Source organism: Cognatishimia sp. MH4019, from assembly GCF_020177595.1.
Classification (GTDB): domain Bacteria; phylum Pseudomonadota; class Alphaproteobacteria; order Rhodobacterales; family Rhodobacteraceae; genus JAHTBL01.
The window spans coordinates 203,751-221,710 of record NZ_JAHTBL010000003.1 but is presented as its reverse complement, the minus strand read 5'-3'; the positions used below and the strand labels follow the sequence as shown (position 1 = coordinate 221,710).

Annotated in this window: 18 protein-coding genes and 2 tRNA genes; 12 read left to right on the top strand and 8 right to left on the bottom strand. The window is 59.2% G+C overall.

Annotated elements, in window-relative coordinates; genetic code table 11:
- Positions 1-28: 28 nt before the first annotated feature.
- Entirely contained in the window at positions 29-667 is a 639-nt protein-coding gene (locus tag KUW67_RS07185; protein ID WP_224824618.1) for a DUF1638 domain-containing protein, read from the top strand.
- On the opposite strand, the gene KUW67_RS07180 is transcribed toward KUW67_RS07185, so the two are convergent.
- The gene (locus KUW67_RS07180; RefSeq protein WP_224824617.1) at positions 664-1,092 is read right to left on the bottom strand and encodes a SufE family protein; all 429 of its coding nucleotides are present in this window, start codon (positions 1,090-1,092) and stop codon (positions 664-666) included. The genes KUW67_RS07185 and KUW67_RS07180 overlap by 4 nt on opposite strands.
- A gap of 110 nt (positions 1,093-1,202) precedes the next feature.
- Between KUW67_RS07180 and KUW67_RS07175 the strand changes: the two genes are divergently transcribed.
- A complete protein-coding gene (locus KUW67_RS07175) occupies positions 1,203-1,673 on the top strand; it encodes a hypothetical protein (protein ID WP_224824616.1) in 471 nt (156 codons plus the stop codon).
- Positions 1,674-1,676: 3 nt separating this feature from the next.
- Here KUW67_RS07175 and rnd read toward each other — a convergent pair whose 3' ends face one another.
- From rnd to purM, 3 genes are all read right to left on the bottom strand, one after another.
- Complete coding sequence (gene rnd / locus KUW67_RS07170; protein WP_224824615.1) at positions 1,677-2,834, bottom strand: ribonuclease D; 1,158 nt, start codon at positions 2,832-2,834, stop codon at positions 1,677-1,679.
- A gap of 102 nt (positions 2,835-2,936) precedes the next feature.
- Positions 2,937-3,542 (bottom strand): phosphoribosylglycinamide formyltransferase, encoded by a 606-nt coding sequence (purN, locus tag KUW67_RS07165; protein ID WP_224824614.1) that lies wholly within the window; start codon positions 3,540-3,542, stop codon positions 2,937-2,939.
- Complete coding sequence (purM, locus tag KUW67_RS07160; RefSeq protein WP_224824613.1) at positions 3,539-4,585, bottom strand: phosphoribosylformylglycinamidine cyclo-ligase; 1,047 nt, start codon at positions 4,583-4,585, stop codon at positions 3,539-3,541. Before purM ends, purN begins: the two co-directional genes overlap by 4 nt.
- Positions 4,586-4,704: 119 nt before the next feature.
- On the opposite strand from purM, the gene KUW67_RS07155 reads away from it, so the two are divergent.
- A tRNA-Ile gene (locus tag KUW67_RS07155) sits at positions 4,705-4,781 on the top strand.
- Positions 4,782-4,786: 5 nt separating this feature from the next.
- Here KUW67_RS07155 and KUW67_RS07150 read toward each other — a convergent pair.
- Positions 4,787-6,103: an ATP-binding protein gene (locus KUW67_RS07150; RefSeq protein ID WP_224824612.1), complete on the bottom strand. Its 1,317-nt coding sequence runs from the start codon at positions 6,101-6,103 to the stop codon at positions 4,787-4,789.
- A 43-nt stretch (positions 6,104-6,146) separates the two neighbouring features.
- Here KUW67_RS07150 and KUW67_RS07145 point away from each other — a divergent pair, with 43 nt between their 5' ends.
- The 3 genes from KUW67_RS07145 to KUW67_RS07135 all read left to right on the top strand — a co-directional run bounded on the left by KUW67_RS07145 (position 6,147) and on the right by KUW67_RS07135 (position 7,910).
- Entirely contained in the window at positions 6,147-7,025 is an 879-nt protein-coding gene (locus KUW67_RS07145) for an MBL fold metallo-hydrolase (protein WP_224824611.1), read from the top strand.
- A 58-nt stretch (positions 7,026-7,083) separates the two neighbouring features.
- Positions 7,084-7,158: transfer RNA gene (locus KUW67_RS07140), tRNA-Asn, on the top strand.
- Positions 7,159-7,580: 422 nt separating this feature from the next.
- On the top strand, positions 7,581-7,910 hold the full coding sequence (locus KUW67_RS07135; RefSeq protein WP_224824610.1) for a TfoX/Sxy family DNA transformation protein: 330 nt from the start codon (positions 7,581-7,583) through the stop codon (positions 7,908-7,910).
- Here the strand turns inward: KUW67_RS07135 and ndk are convergent.
- Positions 7,907-8,329, bottom strand: a complete 423-nt coding sequence (gene ndk / locus KUW67_RS07130) for a nucleoside-diphosphate kinase (protein WP_224824609.1) — start codon at positions 8,327-8,329, stop codon at positions 7,907-7,909. The two genes, KUW67_RS07135 and ndk, sit on opposite strands and share 4 nt — an antisense overlap.
- A 124-nt stretch (positions 8,330-8,453) precedes the next feature.
- Here ndk and KUW67_RS07125 point away from each other — a divergent pair, with 124 nt between their 5' ends.
- The 3 genes from KUW67_RS07125 to KUW67_RS07115 are packed head-to-tail and all read left to right on the top strand — an operon-like array spanning position 8,454 to position 11,547.
- Entirely contained in the window at positions 8,454-10,298 is a 1,845-nt protein-coding gene (locus KUW67_RS07125; protein WP_224824608.1) for an ABC-F family ATP-binding cassette domain-containing protein, read from the top strand.
- A 2-nt stretch (positions 10,299-10,300) separates the two neighbouring features.
- Positions 10,301-10,915, top strand: coding sequence for a MarC family protein (locus tag KUW67_RS07120; RefSeq protein WP_224824607.1), 615 nt, complete (start codon positions 10,301-10,303; stop codon positions 10,913-10,915).
- 50 nt (positions 10,916-10,965) lie between these two features.
- A complete protein-coding gene (locus KUW67_RS07115; protein ID WP_224824606.1) occupies positions 10,966-11,547 on the top strand; it encodes a TIGR02281 family clan AA aspartic protease in 582 nt (193 codons plus the stop codon).
- Here the strand turns inward: KUW67_RS07115 and KUW67_RS07110 are convergent.
- Both KUW67_RS07110 and KUW67_RS07105 read right to left on the bottom strand, forming a co-directional pair.
- Complete coding sequence (locus KUW67_RS07110; protein WP_224824605.1) at positions 11,544-12,002, bottom strand: DNA polymerase III subunit chi; 459 nt, start codon at positions 12,000-12,002, stop codon at positions 11,544-11,546. The two genes, KUW67_RS07115 and KUW67_RS07110, sit on opposite strands and share 4 nt — an antisense overlap.
- Positions 12,002-13,471, bottom strand: a complete 1,470-nt coding sequence (locus tag KUW67_RS07105; RefSeq protein WP_224824604.1) for a leucyl aminopeptidase — start codon at positions 13,469-13,471, stop codon at positions 12,002-12,004. Before KUW67_RS07105 ends, KUW67_RS07110 begins: the two co-directional genes overlap by 1 nt.
- Positions 13,472-13,623: 152 nt before the next feature.
- Between KUW67_RS07105 and lptF the strand changes: the two genes are divergently transcribed.
- Genes lptF through KUW67_RS07090 form a run of 3 tightly spaced genes read left to right on the top strand, consistent with a single transcriptional unit; the run spans position 13,624 to position 17,956 of the window.
- Positions 13,624-14,748: an LPS export ABC transporter permease LptF gene (gene lptF, locus KUW67_RS07100; protein WP_224824603.1), complete on the top strand. Its 1,125-nt coding sequence runs from the start codon at positions 13,624-13,626 to the stop codon at positions 14,746-14,748.
- Positions 14,745-15,839: an LPS export ABC transporter permease LptG gene (gene lptG, locus KUW67_RS07095; protein WP_224824602.1), complete on the top strand. Its 1,095-nt coding sequence runs from the start codon at positions 14,745-14,747 to the stop codon at positions 15,837-15,839. Before lptF ends, lptG begins: the two co-directional genes overlap by 4 nt.
- The gene (locus KUW67_RS07090) at positions 15,839-17,956 is read left to right on the top strand and encodes an LPS-assembly protein LptD (RefSeq protein ID WP_224824601.1); all 2,118 of its coding nucleotides are present in this window, start codon (positions 15,839-15,841) and stop codon (positions 17,954-17,956) included. The genes lptG and KUW67_RS07090 overlap by 1 nt, the downstream gene beginning before the upstream one ends.
- The last annotated feature ends 4 nt before the right edge of the window (positions 17,957-17,960 follow it).

The following is a 17,960-nucleotide window of genomic DNA, read 5'->3' as shown; positions in this document are numbered from 1 at the left end:
GCCGGGCCAAACGGCTGTTGGAAACGCGATGCAGCTTGATGACGAGAGCCTGACGCAAGATGGATTGGCCGCTGAGACCACGCGCGGCAAGGTCTTGCTTTTGGCGTGTGGTGCCTTGGCCCATGAGATCGTTGCCCTGATCAAAGCCAATGGCTGGCAGCATATGACGCTGGCCTGTCTGCCTGCCATTTTGCACAACCATCCTGAGCGGATCGCCCCTGCCGTTGAACAGGCCATTGCCAAACACCGCGCGCAATTTGACGATATCTTTGTCGTCTATGCGGATTGCGGGACGGGTGGACAGTTGCAGGCCGTCTGTGACCGGCTGGGGGTCAGCATGATTGAAGGGCCGCATTGCTATTCCTTCTTCGAAGGAAATAATGCGTTCGCAGACCGTGCAGAGCACGAATTCACCGCCTTCTACCTGACAGATTTTCTGGTCCGGCAATTCGATGCGTTTGTGTGGAAACCTTTGGGTCTGGACCGCCACCCCGAATTGCGGGATACGTATTTCGGCCATTATGAAACGCTGGTCTATCAGGCCCAGACCGATGATCCGGCCCTGACCCAAAAGGCGCAAGACTGCGCCGCCCGGCTTGGTCTGGCCTTTGAGCGACGCTTCACCGGCTACGGTGATCTGGAGACGGCACTGGCCGCGAAATCCTAGCTGGCGGCAGCCTCGGCCGCGACTGTGCGAATACGTTCGACCATGGCACGCACCCCGTTGGAGCGTTGCGCGGACAGATGATCGTTCAGCCCCAGACGGCCCAGTTCGGCCACGGCATCCACTTTGCCAACCTCGCCCACGCGCACACCGCTATAAAGCGCATGCAGCACGGCAATCAGACCGCGCACGATCATCGCGTCGCTTTCGCCTTTGAAGTCAAAACGCGCGTCAGGCCCCTGCCCGTCAATCTGCGGCATGATCCAGACCTGCGACGCGCAGCCATCGACCTTGGTTGCAGGCACCTGAAGGGCTTCGTCCAGACCGTCCATCGCGCGGCCCATGTCGATCACATGGCGGTAGCGATCTTCCCAATCGTCCAGAAATTCAAATGTCTCTGCCAGCTCTTCAAAGCTCTCGGTTGCCATTATGTGCTCCTTGATTTGACCTTGAGGTAAGTTGCCTGCCCCGAAAGGTCCAGTCTTGCTTGTCGGGGCGCGCGGATTGGGCTACCGATCATGCAAAGGGAGCTTAAGTTATGTCCTCACGCCTGATCGCAACTGTTTTGATCGCTACGCTTTTGGCCGGATGCGGCACCGTGCGCGAGTCGCGCCTGAACCCGTTCAACTGGTTTGGCGGTTCACAAGAAGAGGTTGGCTTTGCCCCCGGTGATATCGTCGAGCGGTTGGACAACCGCCCGCTGATTGACCAAGTCACATCGCTGCGGATCGAGCGTGTTCAAGGCGGTGCAGTTGTTCATGCGGTGGGTCTGCCCCCGACCCAAGGCCATTGGGAGGCCGATCTCGTTCTCGAGAACCGCGGTCGCGTGGATGAAAACGGCGCGCTGGTGTTGCAGTTCAAGGCGTTTCCGTCACCGATCCGGACACGTCAAGGCACTCAGGCCTCGCGCGAGGTTGTGGCGGGCACGTTCCTGTCGGATCAGACCTTGGCCCCTGCCCGCCAGATCACCGTGCGCGGACAGCGCAACGCACTTACGAGCCGTCGCTAAGCCTTAAAGCTCAATGATTTTAATGTGATGGCCTTTGGCTGTCAGGGCAATCTCGCCCTCGCAAAGGCGCAATGCATCTGCGCCAAAGACCTCGTGCCGCCAACCGTTTAGCGCCAGCAAATCGCGCATCCCTGCAGAGATCGCGTCGAGATCGGCGGCAGAGGCCACCAGCTTTTGCGCAACGCCCGCCGTCTCTGCCTTGGCTTTGAGCAGGACGCGCAGCAAGTCTGCCAAAGCCGGGTTCACTTGCAGCTTTTCGCGGGATGTGTCGGGCTTCGGGCACTCCTCAGGCGGGCAGTTAAGCCCCACCTCGATCGCCTTCAGAATACCTTCGGCAATCTCACCCTTGCGGGCATCGCGCAGCAGCAAACGCGACCGGCCCAGATCCTTGAGGGATTTGGGTTTGTTGGAGGCCAGTTCCATCAGCGCGTCGTCTTTATAGACCCGGCTGCGCGGCACATTATTGCGCTGCGCATAAGATTCGCGAAACCGCGCCAACTCGCGTGCGATTGCAAGGAATCGACCCGAATTCGTCCGGGTTTTCAGGCGCTTCCACGCATCTTCAGGCTTCACGACATAGGTGCCGGGCGCGGTCAGAACCTGCATTTCTTCCTGCACCCATTGGATGCGCTTATTCTGGGCCAGCTTGGCAGCCAAAAACTCGTAGATACCGCGCAAATGGGTCACATCGGCCAGCGCATAGGTTTTCTGCGCGTCCGACAACGGACGGCGCGACCAGTCGGTAAAACGCGACGACTTATCAAGCGGCTGTTTGACGATCTTGCGCACCAGCGTTTCATAGCCCACCTGCTCCCCGAACCCGCAGACCATGGCGGCCACTTGGGTGTCAAAAAGCGGTGTCGGGATGATCCCGCCATCTGTGTAGAAAATCTCCAGATCCTGCCGCGCGGCGTGAAAGACTTTCACGACGCTTTCGTCTTTGAAAAGCGTGTAAAGCGGATCAAGTGACAGGCCATCGGATAGCGGATCGACCAGCACCGCGTCGTCTTCCCCCTCGCCGGGAACGGCGAGTTGGACCAGACAAAGCTGGGAGTAATACGTACGTTCGCGCAGGAATTCAGTGTCGACCGTGACATAGTCAAATTGCGCGGCATGGGCGCAAAACGCGGCCAGTTCGGAAGTTTTCGTCAGTGTTTTCATTGGGTCTTATCGTTGTTCAAAAGGCGACCCCCGCTCAGGGAGGATGACCGATTTGACGCTATCTGGGAAGAAAATTCGTCTCTTTTTTCTGACAGTTGGCCGTTAATCGACGTTGACATTACGTAAACTTAGCAGGGTTTTCTCGCCCGCGACAAAGCGTTCAAGAACACGCGGATAGAGCGTGTGTTCCAGCGGCAAAACCCGTGCCGCAAGGGTTTCAGGTGTATCGTCAGGGGCCACATCAAGCATGGCCTGCCCTAAGATGGGACCGTCATCCAGTTCCGGCGTGACCTCGTGCACAGTGCATCCATGCTGCAAATCGCCTGCTTCAAGTGCCCGCAAGTGAGTATGTAAGCCTTTGTATTTGGGCAATAAAGACGGATGGATATTCAACATCCGGCCTTCCCACTTGGTTACGAAATCCGCGGTGAGAACACGCATGAAGCCTGCAAGGCAAAGGATATCGGGCTTGGCGGTGGCAAGTGTATCGCCTAGCGCTTTCTCAAACGCGCCGCGGTCGCCCTTGAAGGCCCTGTGATCAACAACAGCGGTCTGAACACCCATTGCGCGCGCTTTCTGCAGGCCGCCCGCGTCAGGGTCATTGGCGAGAACCAGCACCGGCTCGGCCCATCCGCCTGATTGCATCGCGCGCACCAGCGCCACCATGTTCGAGCCGCCGCCCGAAATCAGCACCGCGATTCGTGTCACGAAAGCGTCCCGGAATAGCGCACGCCGTCGCCCGCCGTGACGGTGCCAAGACGGGTCACCGCCTCTCCTTCGGCGACAAGTGCGCTTTGCACCGCGTCGATCTGTGCAGCGTCCACGACCAGCACCATCCCGATACCCGCATTGAAGGTCTTGAGCATCTCAGGCGTCTCGATGCCGCCGACTTCGCCCAGCCAACCAAAGACCGGGGGCAGCGCCCATGCGCTGAGGTCGATATCCGCACCCAAGCCCTCGGGCATGACGCGCGGCAGGTTCTCTGTCAGGCCACCGCCAGTGATATGGGCCAGCCCATGCACGCCACCTGCCCGGATCGCGGCCAAAGCCGCGGTCACATACAGTCTTGTCGGTGCGAGAAGTGCATTGCCAAGCGTGCTGTCGGCAAAAGGCGATGCGTCATCCCAGCCAAGACCTGAAAGCTCAACGATCTTGCGCACCAGCGAGTAGCCGTTCGAATGCACACCATCAGAGGCGAGGCCCAGCAGAACGTCGCCCTCGCGCACGCCCGCAGGCAAGGCCGTACCGCGCTGCATGGCGCCCACAGCGAAGCCCGCCAGATCAAAATCACCTGCGTCATACATGCCCGGCATTTCCGCCGTCTCACCACCGATCAGCGCGCAGCCAGAGCGCGCGCAGCCCTCGGCGATGCCCTCGATGATCCGGGCAGCCTGATCCAGTTCCAACTTACCGGTGGCGAAATAATCCAGGAAAAACAAAGGCTCCGCGCCTTGGCAGACCAAGTCATTGACGCACATCGCAACCAGATCAATACCGATTGTGTCGACATTGCCGGTATCAATCGCGATGCGTAGCTTGGTGCCGACACCATCTGTGGCTGCCACCAGAACCGGGTCGTCATACCCTGCCGCTTTCAGATCAAAGAGCCCACCAAAGCCGCCCAGACCGGCCATCACGCCGCTGCGGTTCGTGCGTTTGGCCGCAGGCTTGATCCGGTCGATCAGCGCGTTCCCTGCGTCGATATCCACACCCGCATCCGCGTAGGTCAGGCCGTTCTTTTTCGTGCTCATGGTTGTCCTCGCATCTGTTGGCGGCCCACTAGCACCCAAGCGCGCGCGAGTCCACGCGGCTTGACGCCAAACCACCTTGACGGTCTGCATCCTTCTGCTACTCAGCTTTGCACGATTGGGGGCCTGTAGCTCAATTGGTTAGAGCAGAGCGCTCATAACGCTTTGGTTGCGGGTTCAAGTCCTGCCGGGCCTACCATTTCCCTACCGTGCCAGCACCAGATCCGCCTGCAGCCCGCCCATCTGCTTGCTTTCGCCAAGGCGCAACAGGCCCCCGTGGGCGCGCGCGACATCTGCCGCAATCGACAGGCCAAGCCCCACGCCGGTGCCCTTGTTCTGATTGCGTGCAGGCTCCAATCGGCTGAAGGGTTTGAGTGCCTCTTCCCGACGCTCTTGCGGGATACCCGGCCCATCATCCTCTACATGAAGCACAATGCTGCGCGGGGTAATCGTGACGCCCACACGCGCGGTCTTGCCGTAACGCACCGCGTTGCCGATCAGATTGTCCACCGCACGGCGCACAGCGATGGGACGCAAAAGCTGCTGCCCCTCGCCTTCGATCTTGCCCAGGCTGACAGAATGCCCGATGCGCTGCGCATCTTCCACCGCTTGGGTCGCAAGCGCGACAGGATCGGTGAGGGCCAGTTCTTCGGCCGCATCTCCGCGGGCGAACGCGAGAAACTCGTTCAACATCCGCTCCATATCCTCGACATCGCGGCGCAGCGGCGCGGCCTCTGCATCATCCATCAGCGACAGGCCCAGTTTGAGCCGGGTCAGCGGGGTGCGCAGGTCATGACTGACCCCGGACAACATCATCGTGCGTTGCTCGATCTGCCTCTCGATCCGGTTGCGCATATCCAGAAACGCACTGCCGGCCGAGCGCACTTCGCTTGCGCCCGAAGGCCGGTAGGGCACCATGCGGCCCTTTCCAAAAGCCTCTGCTGCGCGCGCGAGCCGCTTGATGGGCCGTAGCTGATTGCGCAGAAAAACAAAGGCGATAATCGTCATCAGCCCCCCGGTGAAGACCATCAGAACCAACAGCTGATGCGGATTGGACGCCGAGACGCGACGCCGGTCGAACATGATCTCAAGCGGCCCGTGGGCCGTCATCATCTGCACGCGCACATCCCGGTCATCGCTGGCCAGATCAATCGCCGTAATTCCCTCCAGCCGCTCATTCAGCACCCGCATCACCACGCGGCCCGTGAAGTCGTAAAAGACGCGAGAATCAAAACGGCGCTCTGCCACGGGGAAGACCGCCTCGAAGAAAAGCGGCTGGACGAGTTGATCCAGTGCCGCCTGTGCGCCCCGCGCGTTAGGGGCGTTGTTCACCTGATCGAGCAGGTATTCCAGCTCAAGCGCCACGTTGCGCGTCATCTGCTCGGTCACGTCCTCGAAATGGCGTTGGATGAAGACCACCGACACCACAAGCTGGAGCGTCAGGATCGGCACCAGCAGGATCAGCGCCGCCCGCCCGTAAAGCGAGCGCGGCATGTAGCGTTTGAGCCATGAGAACAACATAGGCTATGTCTATCGGGGCAGATACGGGCGCGAAAGGGCGAAGATGGAACAGCTGGAACCAGGGGTGCGTCTTGTGCGGGCCAACAACCCCTCGCCCATGACATATACCGGGACGAATACGTATCTTCTGGGCCGTCACCATATCGCGGTGATCGACCCCGGCCCCAATGATACCGCGCATCTTGAGGCGATTCTCGCAGCAGTGCCGGAGGGCGCGAAAATCACCCATATTCTGGTGACCCACGCGCATCTGGACCATTCCCCCTTGGCGCGGGTTTTGGCGAAGCAGACCGGCGCACCGGTCTACGCGATGGGCGACAGCCGCACCGGCCGCAGCGCGATCATGGAGCAATTGGCGGCAAGTGGCCTGATGGGTGGCGGTGAAGGTGTCGATCCGGGTTTTATTCCTGACGAGGTGCTCCAAGATGGGACCATTCTAGAGAGCCCGGATTGGCAGATCGAAGCGATCCACACGCCCGGCCATTTCGGAAATCACATGAGCTTTGCCTTGCAGGGCATTGTTTTTACGGGTGATCACGTGATGGGTTGGGCCAGCTCTCTGGTATCGCCCCCCGATGGCGACCTTACACAGTTCATGGCCTCTTGCGCAGTCCTGAAAGCCCGTCCCGCCCGCGTGTTCTACGCCGGTCACGGCGATCCGATTACCGATCCGCAAGCAAGACTGGACTGGCTGATCGCCCATCGCAAAACCCGTGAAGCGCAGATCATTGAGGCTTTGCGGCCCACCCCTGCCACGACGGCGATCCTGACCAAAGCGATCTATACAGATGTCGACCCACGCCTTCTGCCAGCGGCTGAGCGCAACGTGCTTGCACATCTCATTGACCTGACACAGCGCGGTATCGCCGCCCCTCAGGGCGCGTTATCCGCTGACGTCCCATTCGCGCTGCAAAAACCGTGACGTTTTGCACGAAACCCTCTGGACGCGCGGAATCGTCATTGCTATAGGGGCGCTCAGTTCCGGCGTAGCTCAGCGGTAGAGCAGTTGACTGTTAATCAATTGGTCGTAGGTTCGATCCCTACCGCCGGAGCCAATTTCCTCACATCGACGCAAATGCCACAATTGCGCCACATTTGTGCCTTTTTCAGGCCCGGTTTGCGTTGCAGCCTTTCCGAGTACCTCCGAAAAACCCAATAAAAACGGGGGACAGTGAAGGCAGATCGTAACGCAAGCAATGGGACACAGGCAGATGTCACACCCCCAATCACAGCAGCCGCAACCGGCCCCCGCTCCGACGAAAGAAGCGCAAGCGCCGCAACCGGTTTATACCGACTACGCAAGCATCTAGGCATCGCGTCCGGCCCTTTTGATTTGGTGCGGATCGGACGTGTCAGAGGCCCCCTTGACCTCCCCTGGGGATGTGCCTCGTTTTTCAGCGCGGTGCGTGACGGTATCTCCTCCCTGACCCGTTACGACCGCGTTTTCTTTTTCTGAAATCAGGATAAGCTGTCGGCCATGAGCCCTGTCAGCAGCATCCGAAACCTTGGCCCCGCGATGGAAGCCGCTTTTGCAGAGGTCGGTGTGACATCGGCAGAGCAATTGCATGAAATCGGGGCAGATGCGGCCTACGCGATGCTGCTGGAAAACGGCAGCCGCCCCCACTTCATCGCCTATTACGTCTTGGTCATGGGGCTGCAGGGACGTCCCTGGAACGACTGTAAGGGCAAGGAAAAAGCCGCCCTGCGTGTCAAATTCGACGCGTTGAAAGCGTCCAAGCATGACAAGGGCCGCTCCGAATTGGAAGCGGCCCTTGATGCGTTGGGTGTGATTGAGCGGAAGCCTTAGCCGACCAGTTCCAGACCCGAGAAGAAATATGCGATCTCTTCGGCGGCGGTCTCAGGCGCGTCAGAGCCGTGCACAGAATTCTCACCAACCGATTCCGCAAATTCAGCGCGGATCGTGCCGGGTGCGGCATCGGCAGGGTTCGTGGCGCCCATGACTTCGCGATTCTTGGCAATCGCGCCCTCGCCTTCCAGCACCTGCACGACGACCGGCTCAGAAGCCATAAACTCGCACAATTCGCCGTAAAACGGGCGCTCTGCGTGAACAGCATAGAACTTGCCGGCTTGCGCCATGGTCAGGTGGATGCGCTTTTGTGCGACGATGCGCAGGCCAGCGTCTTCGAACTTGGCATTGATCTTGCCGGTCAGGTTGCGCTTGGTGGCATCGGGTTTGATGATGGACAGGGTGCGTTCGACAGCCATTTTGAGCCTCATATAAGTCAGGGCGGACAGCCCGCCGTTTCAAATCGCCGCCCGCCTAACATGCCGCGCACCCCTTGAAAAGCTGCGATTGACGGCGCGCGTCGCATGCGGCAGGAGGTGCGGCATGCTCAAACTGCACGACATCAGCTATTCCATCGAAGGCCGCCCCTTGTTTGAGGGCGCTTCGGCCACGATCCCGACCGGCCACAAGGTGGGTCTGGTGGGGCCAAACGGGGCTGGCAAAACGACGCTGTTCAAGCTGATCCGTGGCGATCTGGTGCTTGAAGGCGGCTCGATAGAGCTGCCGTCGCGCGCACGGATCGGGGGCGTCAGTCAGGAGGTTCCGGCCTCTGGCACTTCGCTGCTGGACACGGTGCTCGAGGCCGATACAGAGCGCGCGACCCTGTTGGCCGAAGCTGAAACCGCGACCGATCCGACGCGCATTGCAGACATCCAGACCCGGCTTGCCGATATTGACGCCTGGTCCGCCGAAGGGCGCGCCGCGTCGATCCTGAAAGGGCTTGGCTTTGACGATGCCGAACAGCAGATGCCCTGCTCCGATTTCTCGGGCGGTTGGCGGATGCGCGTGGCCTTGGCTGCCGTGCTCTTTTCGCAGCCCGATTTGCTGCTACTGGACGAGCCGACCAATTATCTGGATCTCGAAGGGGCCGTCTGGCTGGAGACATATCTCGCCCGCTATCCCCATACGGTCATCATTATCTCGCACGATCGCGGCCTGCTGAACCGGGCCGTCGGCGCGATCCTGCATCTGGACAATCGCAAGCTGACCCTGTGGCAAGGCCCCTACGATCAATTCGCGCGCCAACGAGCCGAACAACGGGCCGTGCAGGCCGCCGCCGCCAAGAAACAAGCCGCCCACCGCGAGCATCTGGAAGCGTTTGTCGCGCGCTTCAAAGCCAAAGCCTCAAAGGCCAAGCAGGCGCAAAGCCGCGTCAAAATGCTCGAGAAGATGGAGACGATCACCGCCCCCGAAGACATTGCCAAGCGCGTCTTCACCTTCCCCTCGCCCGAGGAAATGTCGCCGCCGATTATCAATGTCGAGAACGGCGTCGCCGGCTACGGCGACACGACCGTGCTGAAAAAGCTCGACCTGCGCATTGACCAAGACGACCGGATCGCGCTGCTGGGCAAAAACGGGCAAGGCAAATCAACGCTGGCCAAGCTGCTGTCGGATCGGCTTGATCCACTGGCGGGCCGCGTTGTGAAATCGTCCAAGCTGCGGATCGGCTATTTCGCCCAGCATCAGGTCGATGAGCTGCATATTGACGAAACCCCGTTGCAACATCTGGCCCGTGAGTTGCCCGATGTGATGCCGCCAAAACTGCGCGCGAAACTAGCCGGATTCGGCCTTGGTGCAGATCAGGCGGAAACAGTTGTCGGGCGGCTCTCGGGCGGGCAAAAAGCACGCCTTTCATTGCTGCTGGCGACGCTGGATGCCCCCCATCTGCTGATCCTCGACGAGCCGACGAACCATCTGGATATGGAGAGCCGCGAAGCCCTGGTCGAGGCGCTGACCGCCTATACCGGCGCGGTCATTCTAGTGAGCCACGATATGCATTTGCTCAGCCTTGTGGCCGACCGGCTATGGCTGGTGAAAGACGGCGCGGTCGTACCCTATAACGACGATCTTGAGGCGTACCGCAAGCTGCTGCTGCAAAGCGACAAGCCCGCGAAACCAGTCGAGAAACCCAAGCCCAAACGCGCCTCGCGGGATGAGGTTCTGGCGCTGCGATCTGAGGTGCGCAAGAATGAAGAGCGTGTCGAAAAGCTCAACGAAAGGCGCGACAAGCTGGCCAAGAAACTTGCCGATCCGGCCCTCTACGAGCCCGGAAAAGGCGGCGAGGTTGAGGTCTGGCAGAAGAAATATGCCGAGGTGATGAACGGTCTGGACCGGGCAGAAACGCTCTGGATAGGATCGCTTGAAAAGCTTGAGAAAGCAACATCCTAGGGATGGAAGCTCAACTCATCATCACGGCCTTCGCGACCCTCTTCGTAATCATCGACCCGATCGGCCTGACACCGCTTTTCGTCGCCTTGACCCAAGGCATGTCCGATCAGGCCCGGCGCGCGATTGCCTTGCGGGCTTGCGTGATATCGGTGGTGATCCTTCTTCTCTTCGCCGTCTTCGGAGAGGCCGTCTTGGGCTTTGTCGGAATTTCGCTGCCAGCATTTCGGATTGCGGGCGGCATCCTGCTGTTTCTCACAGCACTTGAGATGCTCTTCGAGAAGCGGTCCAAGCGGCGCGAAGATCAGGCCGAGGATGACCGCCCCGACCCGTCTGTCTTTCCGCTGGCGATCCCCTTGATCGCCGGACCCGGTGCAATTGCCTCGATGATTCTGCTGACCGGTGACGGTGATGTGATCCAGCTTGCGACCGTCTCTGGCGTGATGTTGAGCGTGATCATGGTGGTTTTTGTCCTGTTTCTGCTGGCCGGAAAAATTGAACGCCTGTTGGGTAAAACGGGCATCAACGTGGTCTCCCGCTTGCTGGGCATGATGCTGGCAGCCCTCTCGGTGCAGTTTGTCCTCGACGGTTTGCGCGACTTTGGCCTCGCCGGGGGCTGAAATGCGCGCGGGCGCGCCCTATCTCTAGGGGCGAAACCGAAGAGGGTGTCATGAGTTCTGATCAAATCGCACAAATGATCTATCTGGGCCTGCTGGTCACCGTGATCGCTGGCTATTTCTTGATGCAAAACCGGCTGAGACTGGGCAAAACCCTTCAAATGGCGGGTATCTGGGTGCTCATCTTCATCGGGGCCATCGCCGGAATTGGCCTGTGGGACGACATTCGCGGAACCGTCCTGCCGCAACAATCGGCCTATCTGGAAAATGGTGAGGTCGTCGTCCCCCGCGCGCGTGACGGCCATTACTATCTCAACATTAACATCAATGGGGAAACTGTTGATTTTGTTGTAGATACCGGAGCAACCGATATTGTCCTGACTCGCGAAGACGCGACGCGCGTCGGGCTTGATCCAGAGGATTTGAACTTTCTCGGACGTGCGATGACCGCGAATGGTGTCGTCGAAACGGCAATGGTTCGGCTTGATGAAGTGGCGCTTGGCCCATTCACGGACCGTGCCGTGCGCGCATCTGTCAACGGGGGGGAAATGTCACAATCGCTACTCGGGATGAGTTATCTGCAACGGTTCGATAGTATCCAGATCGCGGATAATCAGCTGATCCTGACCCGCTAACGCTCGGCTTTCTTTTCCCAGCGACCACTCTCTTGTGACCAGTATTGCGCCGTGCATCCATCATCAGTCAGCGCCTTCCACTGAACACGCGCTGCTTGCAGCGCCGCCTCATCATTGCCATCGAAAAGGATGCAGACCCGGTCAAGGGCGGTGACCTCGTCCTTTGATATCTGGGCACCGTCGATACACATCACGCAGGCAGGACCGTTTGGTGCTTCGACCTGATCGGTCAGCAAGATCGGCTGATCCGCGTCATGTGGGCCGCCTGCCCGACCATGGGGCAAGAAAGAGCCATCACCCGCCAGCCACAACTTCGCATCCAGCCAATCCAGCCGCGCCGCGTCCGTGCCGCGCACCGCAACGCGCCAGCCCGCGCCACGGCATTTTTCCAGCAGCGTGGGTAAGGTTTGCTCCAACGGGGTCTGGGTCAGATGATAGAAATAGGCGGCGCCCATCAGTTCTCCAACGTGTCACGCACCAAGCGGTCCAGCGCGCGCACGCCCCATCCCGTGGAGCCTTTCGGCGCAAAAGAAGTCTCGGATTTGACCGAGGCCACGCCCGCGATATCAAGATGAATCCAAGGCGTATCATCCAGAACGAAGCGCTGCAGAAACTGTGCTGCGGTGATCGAGCCCGCAGGCCGCCCGCCAACATTTTTCATATCGGCGATCTGCGATTTGAGCTGTTTGTCATAAGCAGGATCAAGCGGCAGACGCCACGCCCCCTCTTCCTCGGCTTTGGCCGCAGACAGAAACTGGCCAGCCAGATCGTCATTATTCGAGAAAACACCCGCCATCTCATGGCCCAGACCGATGATGACTGCGCCCGTCAGGGTTGCCAGATCAATCACGCCGCGCGGCTCGAACTTTTCTTGCGCATACCAAAGCACGTCCGCCAGAACGAGGCGGCCCTCGGCGTCGGTGTTGATGATTTCAACTGTATCGCCTTTCATCGAGGTCACGACATCGCCGGGGCGGGTTGCATTGCCCGACGGCATATTCTCGACCAGTCCCACAAGGCCCACGACATTGGCTTTGGCCTTGCGCATCGCCAAAGTGCGCATGACGCCGGCAACAACACCTGCACCGCCCATGTCCATGGTCATGTCTTCCATGCCGCCGGCCGGTTTCAGGCTGATCCCGCCGGTATCGAACACAACGCCTTTGCCGACCAACGCCAAAGGCGCGTCGCCGACGGTGCCGCCATTCCATTCCATCACAACGACTTTTGAAGGGCTGTCAGACCCTTGTCCAACCGACAACAAGGTGCGCATGCCCAGTGTCTCAAGCTGGTCTTCGTCAAGAACGGTGACTTTCAGCCCCAGATCAGACATCGCCTCAAGCCGATTGGCAAATTCAGTCGTCGTCAGCACATTAGCAGGCTCAGATGTCAGATCGCGTGTCATGAAGACACCTTCTGCGACTGCGGTAATCGCTTGAGCTTCGCCTTCCAGGGCTTTGTAATCATTGACGTAGACGGTCACGCCTTCGGGCGCGTCACGCTCGGCAGTCTTGTGATCGTCGAAACTATAGGCCCGCAGCAGAGCGCCCAGAGCCACATCACCCACTTGCTTGAGATTGCCCGCAAGCACATGGAGTTCCTTCGTGCCTTTGGCTTTGCCGAGGTTTGCACCGGCTTTACGGGCCTCGCTGACCTTGGGTTTGCGGTCCAGCTTCACAACGCTCAACCATTCAGCCATCATTCCTGTCGGATAGGCCAGCTCTTTGCTGTCACCGACCGCCATATCATTGAAAGACGCACTATCGGTAAAGCGTTCAAGCGCACCCTTGGTCAGGCGATTTACCCGGCGTGCGGTCTGATCCAGTTTGCCACTTTCAGAGACAAAAACGGCGACGCGGCCAGTCAGATTGCCAATCTTGTCCAGATCGACATCAGTGAAACGCAACGCGGCGGGGGTAGTCATAGGGCAGCCTCCAACTGGGCGAAAAAGATCGAATTCTCCTACACCTAATGCGCCCTTTGCGGCTTGACCAGAGTGCGGCGCAGATTGCAGTTTCACGGCTCTCGCGATTGGGTTAGGTTGGCAAAAATGCAGGCGGCCCAAGGGGGGCATTGATGTTCGCGAGATTCGACAGATATCTGCTGTCGCAGCTCATGGTTCTATTCGGGTTTTTCTCGCTGATTCTGGTGCTGGTCTACTGGTTGAACCGGGCCGTGATCCTGTTTGATCAGTTGATCTCTGACGGCCAATCCGCCGCAGTCGTGTTGGAATTTACCGCTCTCACCCTCCCCAATGTCATTCGTCTGGTCCTGCCGGTCTCGGCCTTCGCCGCGACGATCTACGTCACTAACCGGCTGAGTTCGGAAAGCGAGCTGGTGGTGATGCAGTCAACCGGCTTCAGCGCTTTCCGAATGGCGCGTCCGGTCCTTGTTTTTGGGGTGATCGTGGCGCTGCTGGTGTCAATCCTGACGCATTTTCTTGTGCCGTTGTCGGAAAAGCGGCTGGCCGAACGGGAGGCCGAGATCTCTCAAAACCTGATCTCAAGCCTGCTGAACGAAGGGGCGTTTGTGCATCCTTCCGAGAATGTGACGTTCTATTCGCGTATGATCGACGCAGAGGGCGTTCTGCATGATGTCTTCATGTCGGATGCGCGCAATGTCGGGCAGCGCACAACGTATGTCGCCCAACGGGCCTTGCTTGTGCGTAGCGAGACCGGACCGCGGATCGTCATGTTCGACGGCAGCACGCAGACATTTGACGCGGCAACACAGCGCCTCTCAAAAACTGATTTTGAAGAATCGACCTATGACATCGGGGGCTTGTTGGAGCCGCCCAGCATCGGGCGCCCGTCCCCGTCAATCATGCCAACCTCCATGTTGCTCTTCCCATCACCAGAAGTGCGCGAGGCCGTGAACCGCAGTACGGCGCGCCTGGCGCAGGAAGGTCACCACCGGTTTGCCCAAGCGTTCCTGTGTATCGCGGCAGCCTTGATCGGGTTCAGCACCTTGCTGCTGGGCGGGTACAGCCGCTTCGGCGTCTGGAAACAAATCATCGGAGCGATTGGCGTGCTGATCCTGCTAAAGCTCGTGGAAGGTTCCGTTACCGAGATTGTAAAGAACGAGGTCTCTGCTTGGCCATTGGCTTATCTGCCCGCGGCTCTTGGCATCGCAATCGCGCTTGTCATGCTGACACTCGCGAGCAGACCTGCCCTTTTTGCACGGCGGAGGGCGCTGGCATGATTCTGCACGGCTATTTCGCCCGTCGCTTCCTGCGCTCGTTCTTTTCAGTGCTGGCTGTGTTCTCGGTGATGTTGCTGCTGCTTGATCTGATCGAACAGGTCCGCCGCTTTGACGCGGATGAAGCCACATTCAGCCAGGTCGTCGAGCTGTCGCTGCTGAACTTGCCACAAGGTGTTTATCGCATCCTCCCGCTGATCACGATCCTCGCGACCATTGCGCTATTTTTGAACCTCGCCCGCACAAGCGAACTTGTCGTGACGCGCGCCAGTGGACGGTCTGCCCTGCGCAGTCTGATCGCGCCCTTGGCAATGACGTTTCTGCTGGGAATGCTTGCCTTGGCCGCGTTGAATCCAATCGTTGCGGCCACGATCACTCAGTATGAAGCCAAGTCAGAGCGGTATTCGCATGGCTCTGAAAGCGTGTTGTCATTGTCAGAGGACGGCTTGTGGCTGCGCCAAGGCAACGCAGAGGGTCAAACCGTGATCCACGCGTTGCGCGCCAATGAGACGGCCACGCAATTGCGCGGCGTCAGCTTTTTCACGTTCGCGCCCGATGGCACCCCCACCCAGCGGCTCGAGGCCAACAGCGCGACACTGACCGATGGCGAATGGCGCTTGGGTGGTGTCAAAAAATGGGAGCTCTCGGATCCGAACCCGGAACGCACTGCCGAGACACATTTGACCTACGCGCTGCCCACCGATTTAACGGTCGAGCAGATCCGCGACGGTTTCGCCGCCCCGATCTCGATCCCGATCTGGGAGCTGTCGGCCTTTATCGAAGATCTGGATACGGCCGGATTTTCCTCCCGCGCCCACCGCGTCTGGCTGCAGACCGAACTTGCGATGCCGCTTTTGATGGTGGCCATGGTGCTCTTGGGTGCGGGTTTCACAATGCGCCACACCCGGCTGGGCAAGACCGGCATCATGGTCCTGGCCGCCGTTCTTGTCGGTTTTGGCTTTTATTTTGTGCGTAATTTTGCGCAAGTGCTGGGGGAAAGCGGGCAATTGCCGGTCAGCCTTGCGGCATGGGCGCCCCCTTTCGCTGCCGTATGCCTTGCCCTGGGCTTATTACTACACTTGGAGGACGGCTGATGCGGTTTCTCATCATCCTTCTTCTGGCCCTACTTCCGGGCCTTGCCAGCGCTCAAGGGATCGCCACCCTGATTGCCGATGACGTGCAGGTCTTTCCTGACAATACGCTGGTCGCAGAGGGCAATGTCGAAGCGCTCTATGAGGGCCAACGCCTGCGGGCCAGCCGGATCACCTATAGTCAGGCTGATGATCTTCTGACCATCGAAGGCCCCATTACCTTCCAACAGGATGAAGACTTGCTGGTGCTGGCCGATCAAGGCGAGATGGACCCGCGCTTTGAAAACGGCATCCTGCGCGGCGCGCGGATGGTGTTGGACCAACAGCTGCAAATTTCCTCTAACCAGATCAACCGGGCGGAAGGGCGCTATACGCAAAGCTATCAAACGACAGTGTCCTCGTGTCAGGTCTGCGCGCACCGCCCTGTTCCGCTTTGGAGCATCCGGTCCACGCGAGTGACCCATGACGAGTTGGAAAAACAGATCTATTTCGATAATGCGAGGCTGCGCGTCATGGACGTGCCGATCTTCTACCTGCCACGTTTGCGGGTCCCCGACCCCACTTTGGAGCGCGCACGCGGCTTCCTGACACCGTCAATCCGCTCCACCTCGAAAGTCGGCACAGGTTTGCGGCTGCCGTACTTTATTCCGCTCGGTGACAGCGCTGACATCACATTGACACCCTTTATTACCGAAAAGAGCCGGACCGCGGAATTCAGGTATCGTCAGGCTTTCCGCAAGGGAAGCATCTCTGCCGTGGGTGCGATCAGCTCGGATAGTCTCAAATCCGATGCAGATGGGCTGCGAGGCTATTTTTTTGGGCGCGGGTCTTTTGTGATGCCAGCAAACTTCCGGCTGACCTTCGATATCGAAGCGGTGAGCGATGATAATTACCTGCGGGATTACTCCTATACGGGCAAAGACCGGCTCGACAGCCATATTGGCTTGTCTCGCTATCGCAGGGACGATCTGGCCACTGCGCGGATCACCAACTTCGAAACGCTGCGCAATGATGAGCGCAATGAAACCCAGCCAACCGTTCTGACCGAGATTGACTACGAGCGGCGCCTGTTTCCGGCGGTGATCGGCGGCGAGTTGACCCTGCGCTTCGACGCGATGGGCTTCTACCGCGAGTCCGAGCAGATCAGCGTCGGACGGGACGTGAACCGCCTCAGCGGGCGGCTGGAATATGAGCGCGACTGGATCAGCCGTTTTGGATTGCTGACCGAGGCCGCAGTCGCGCTAAATTACGACGTCTACCGCATCGAAGGCGAGGATGACGCGAATTTCGACGATCAGGTAACGCAGCTGACACCCTATGCCGGTCTCGAGTTCCGCCTGCCCATGGCGCGCAGCGGTGCCTCCGGCGCACGCCATGTGATCGAACCTATCGCTCAATTTGTCTGGAGCGATAATGACAGCGAACCTGTCCCGAACGAAGACAGCACCCGGTCCGAATTGGATGAGGGAAATCTACTGTCGTTCAACCGCTTTTCAGGCACCGATCAGTATGAGCGTGGGGCCCGAGCCACCCTTGCCATGGGCTATACCCGCTTTGATCCGGACGGATGGTCTCTGGGACTGACAGTGGGGCGCAGCTTTCGGGAAGAGGACCTTGGCCAATTTACCGAAACAAGCGGCCTTAACGGACTGCAATCGGATTGGCTCACCTCGATCCGTTATGACAGCGGCGACCGATTGAGCCTGATCGCGCGTGGTTTGATGGACGATGATTTCGACTTCAATCGCGCAGAGTTCCGCGCCGACTGGGATGGACCACGCTTCAACCTTGGCACCTCCTATATCTGGCAGGCCAAAGATGCCGAAGAGGACCGCGACGAAGCCGTTTCGGAATGGACCGTGGATACGCGCTATAGACTTGCGCGGCACTGGATCACCGATGTGGATTGGCGCTACGATTTTGCCGCCGATCAGGCCTCGCGCGCGCGGATCGGTCTGACCTATCGCAACGAATGCGTGACACTTGGAGTTGCGGCCTCGCGCCGTTTTGCTTACTCGGATAGTGGTAACGACGAGACGACCTATGATTTCTCTGTGGCGCTGAACGGCTTTGGCACCAGCAGAGGCCAGCGCAGCTACGCAAGAAGCTGCATAAAATAAAAAG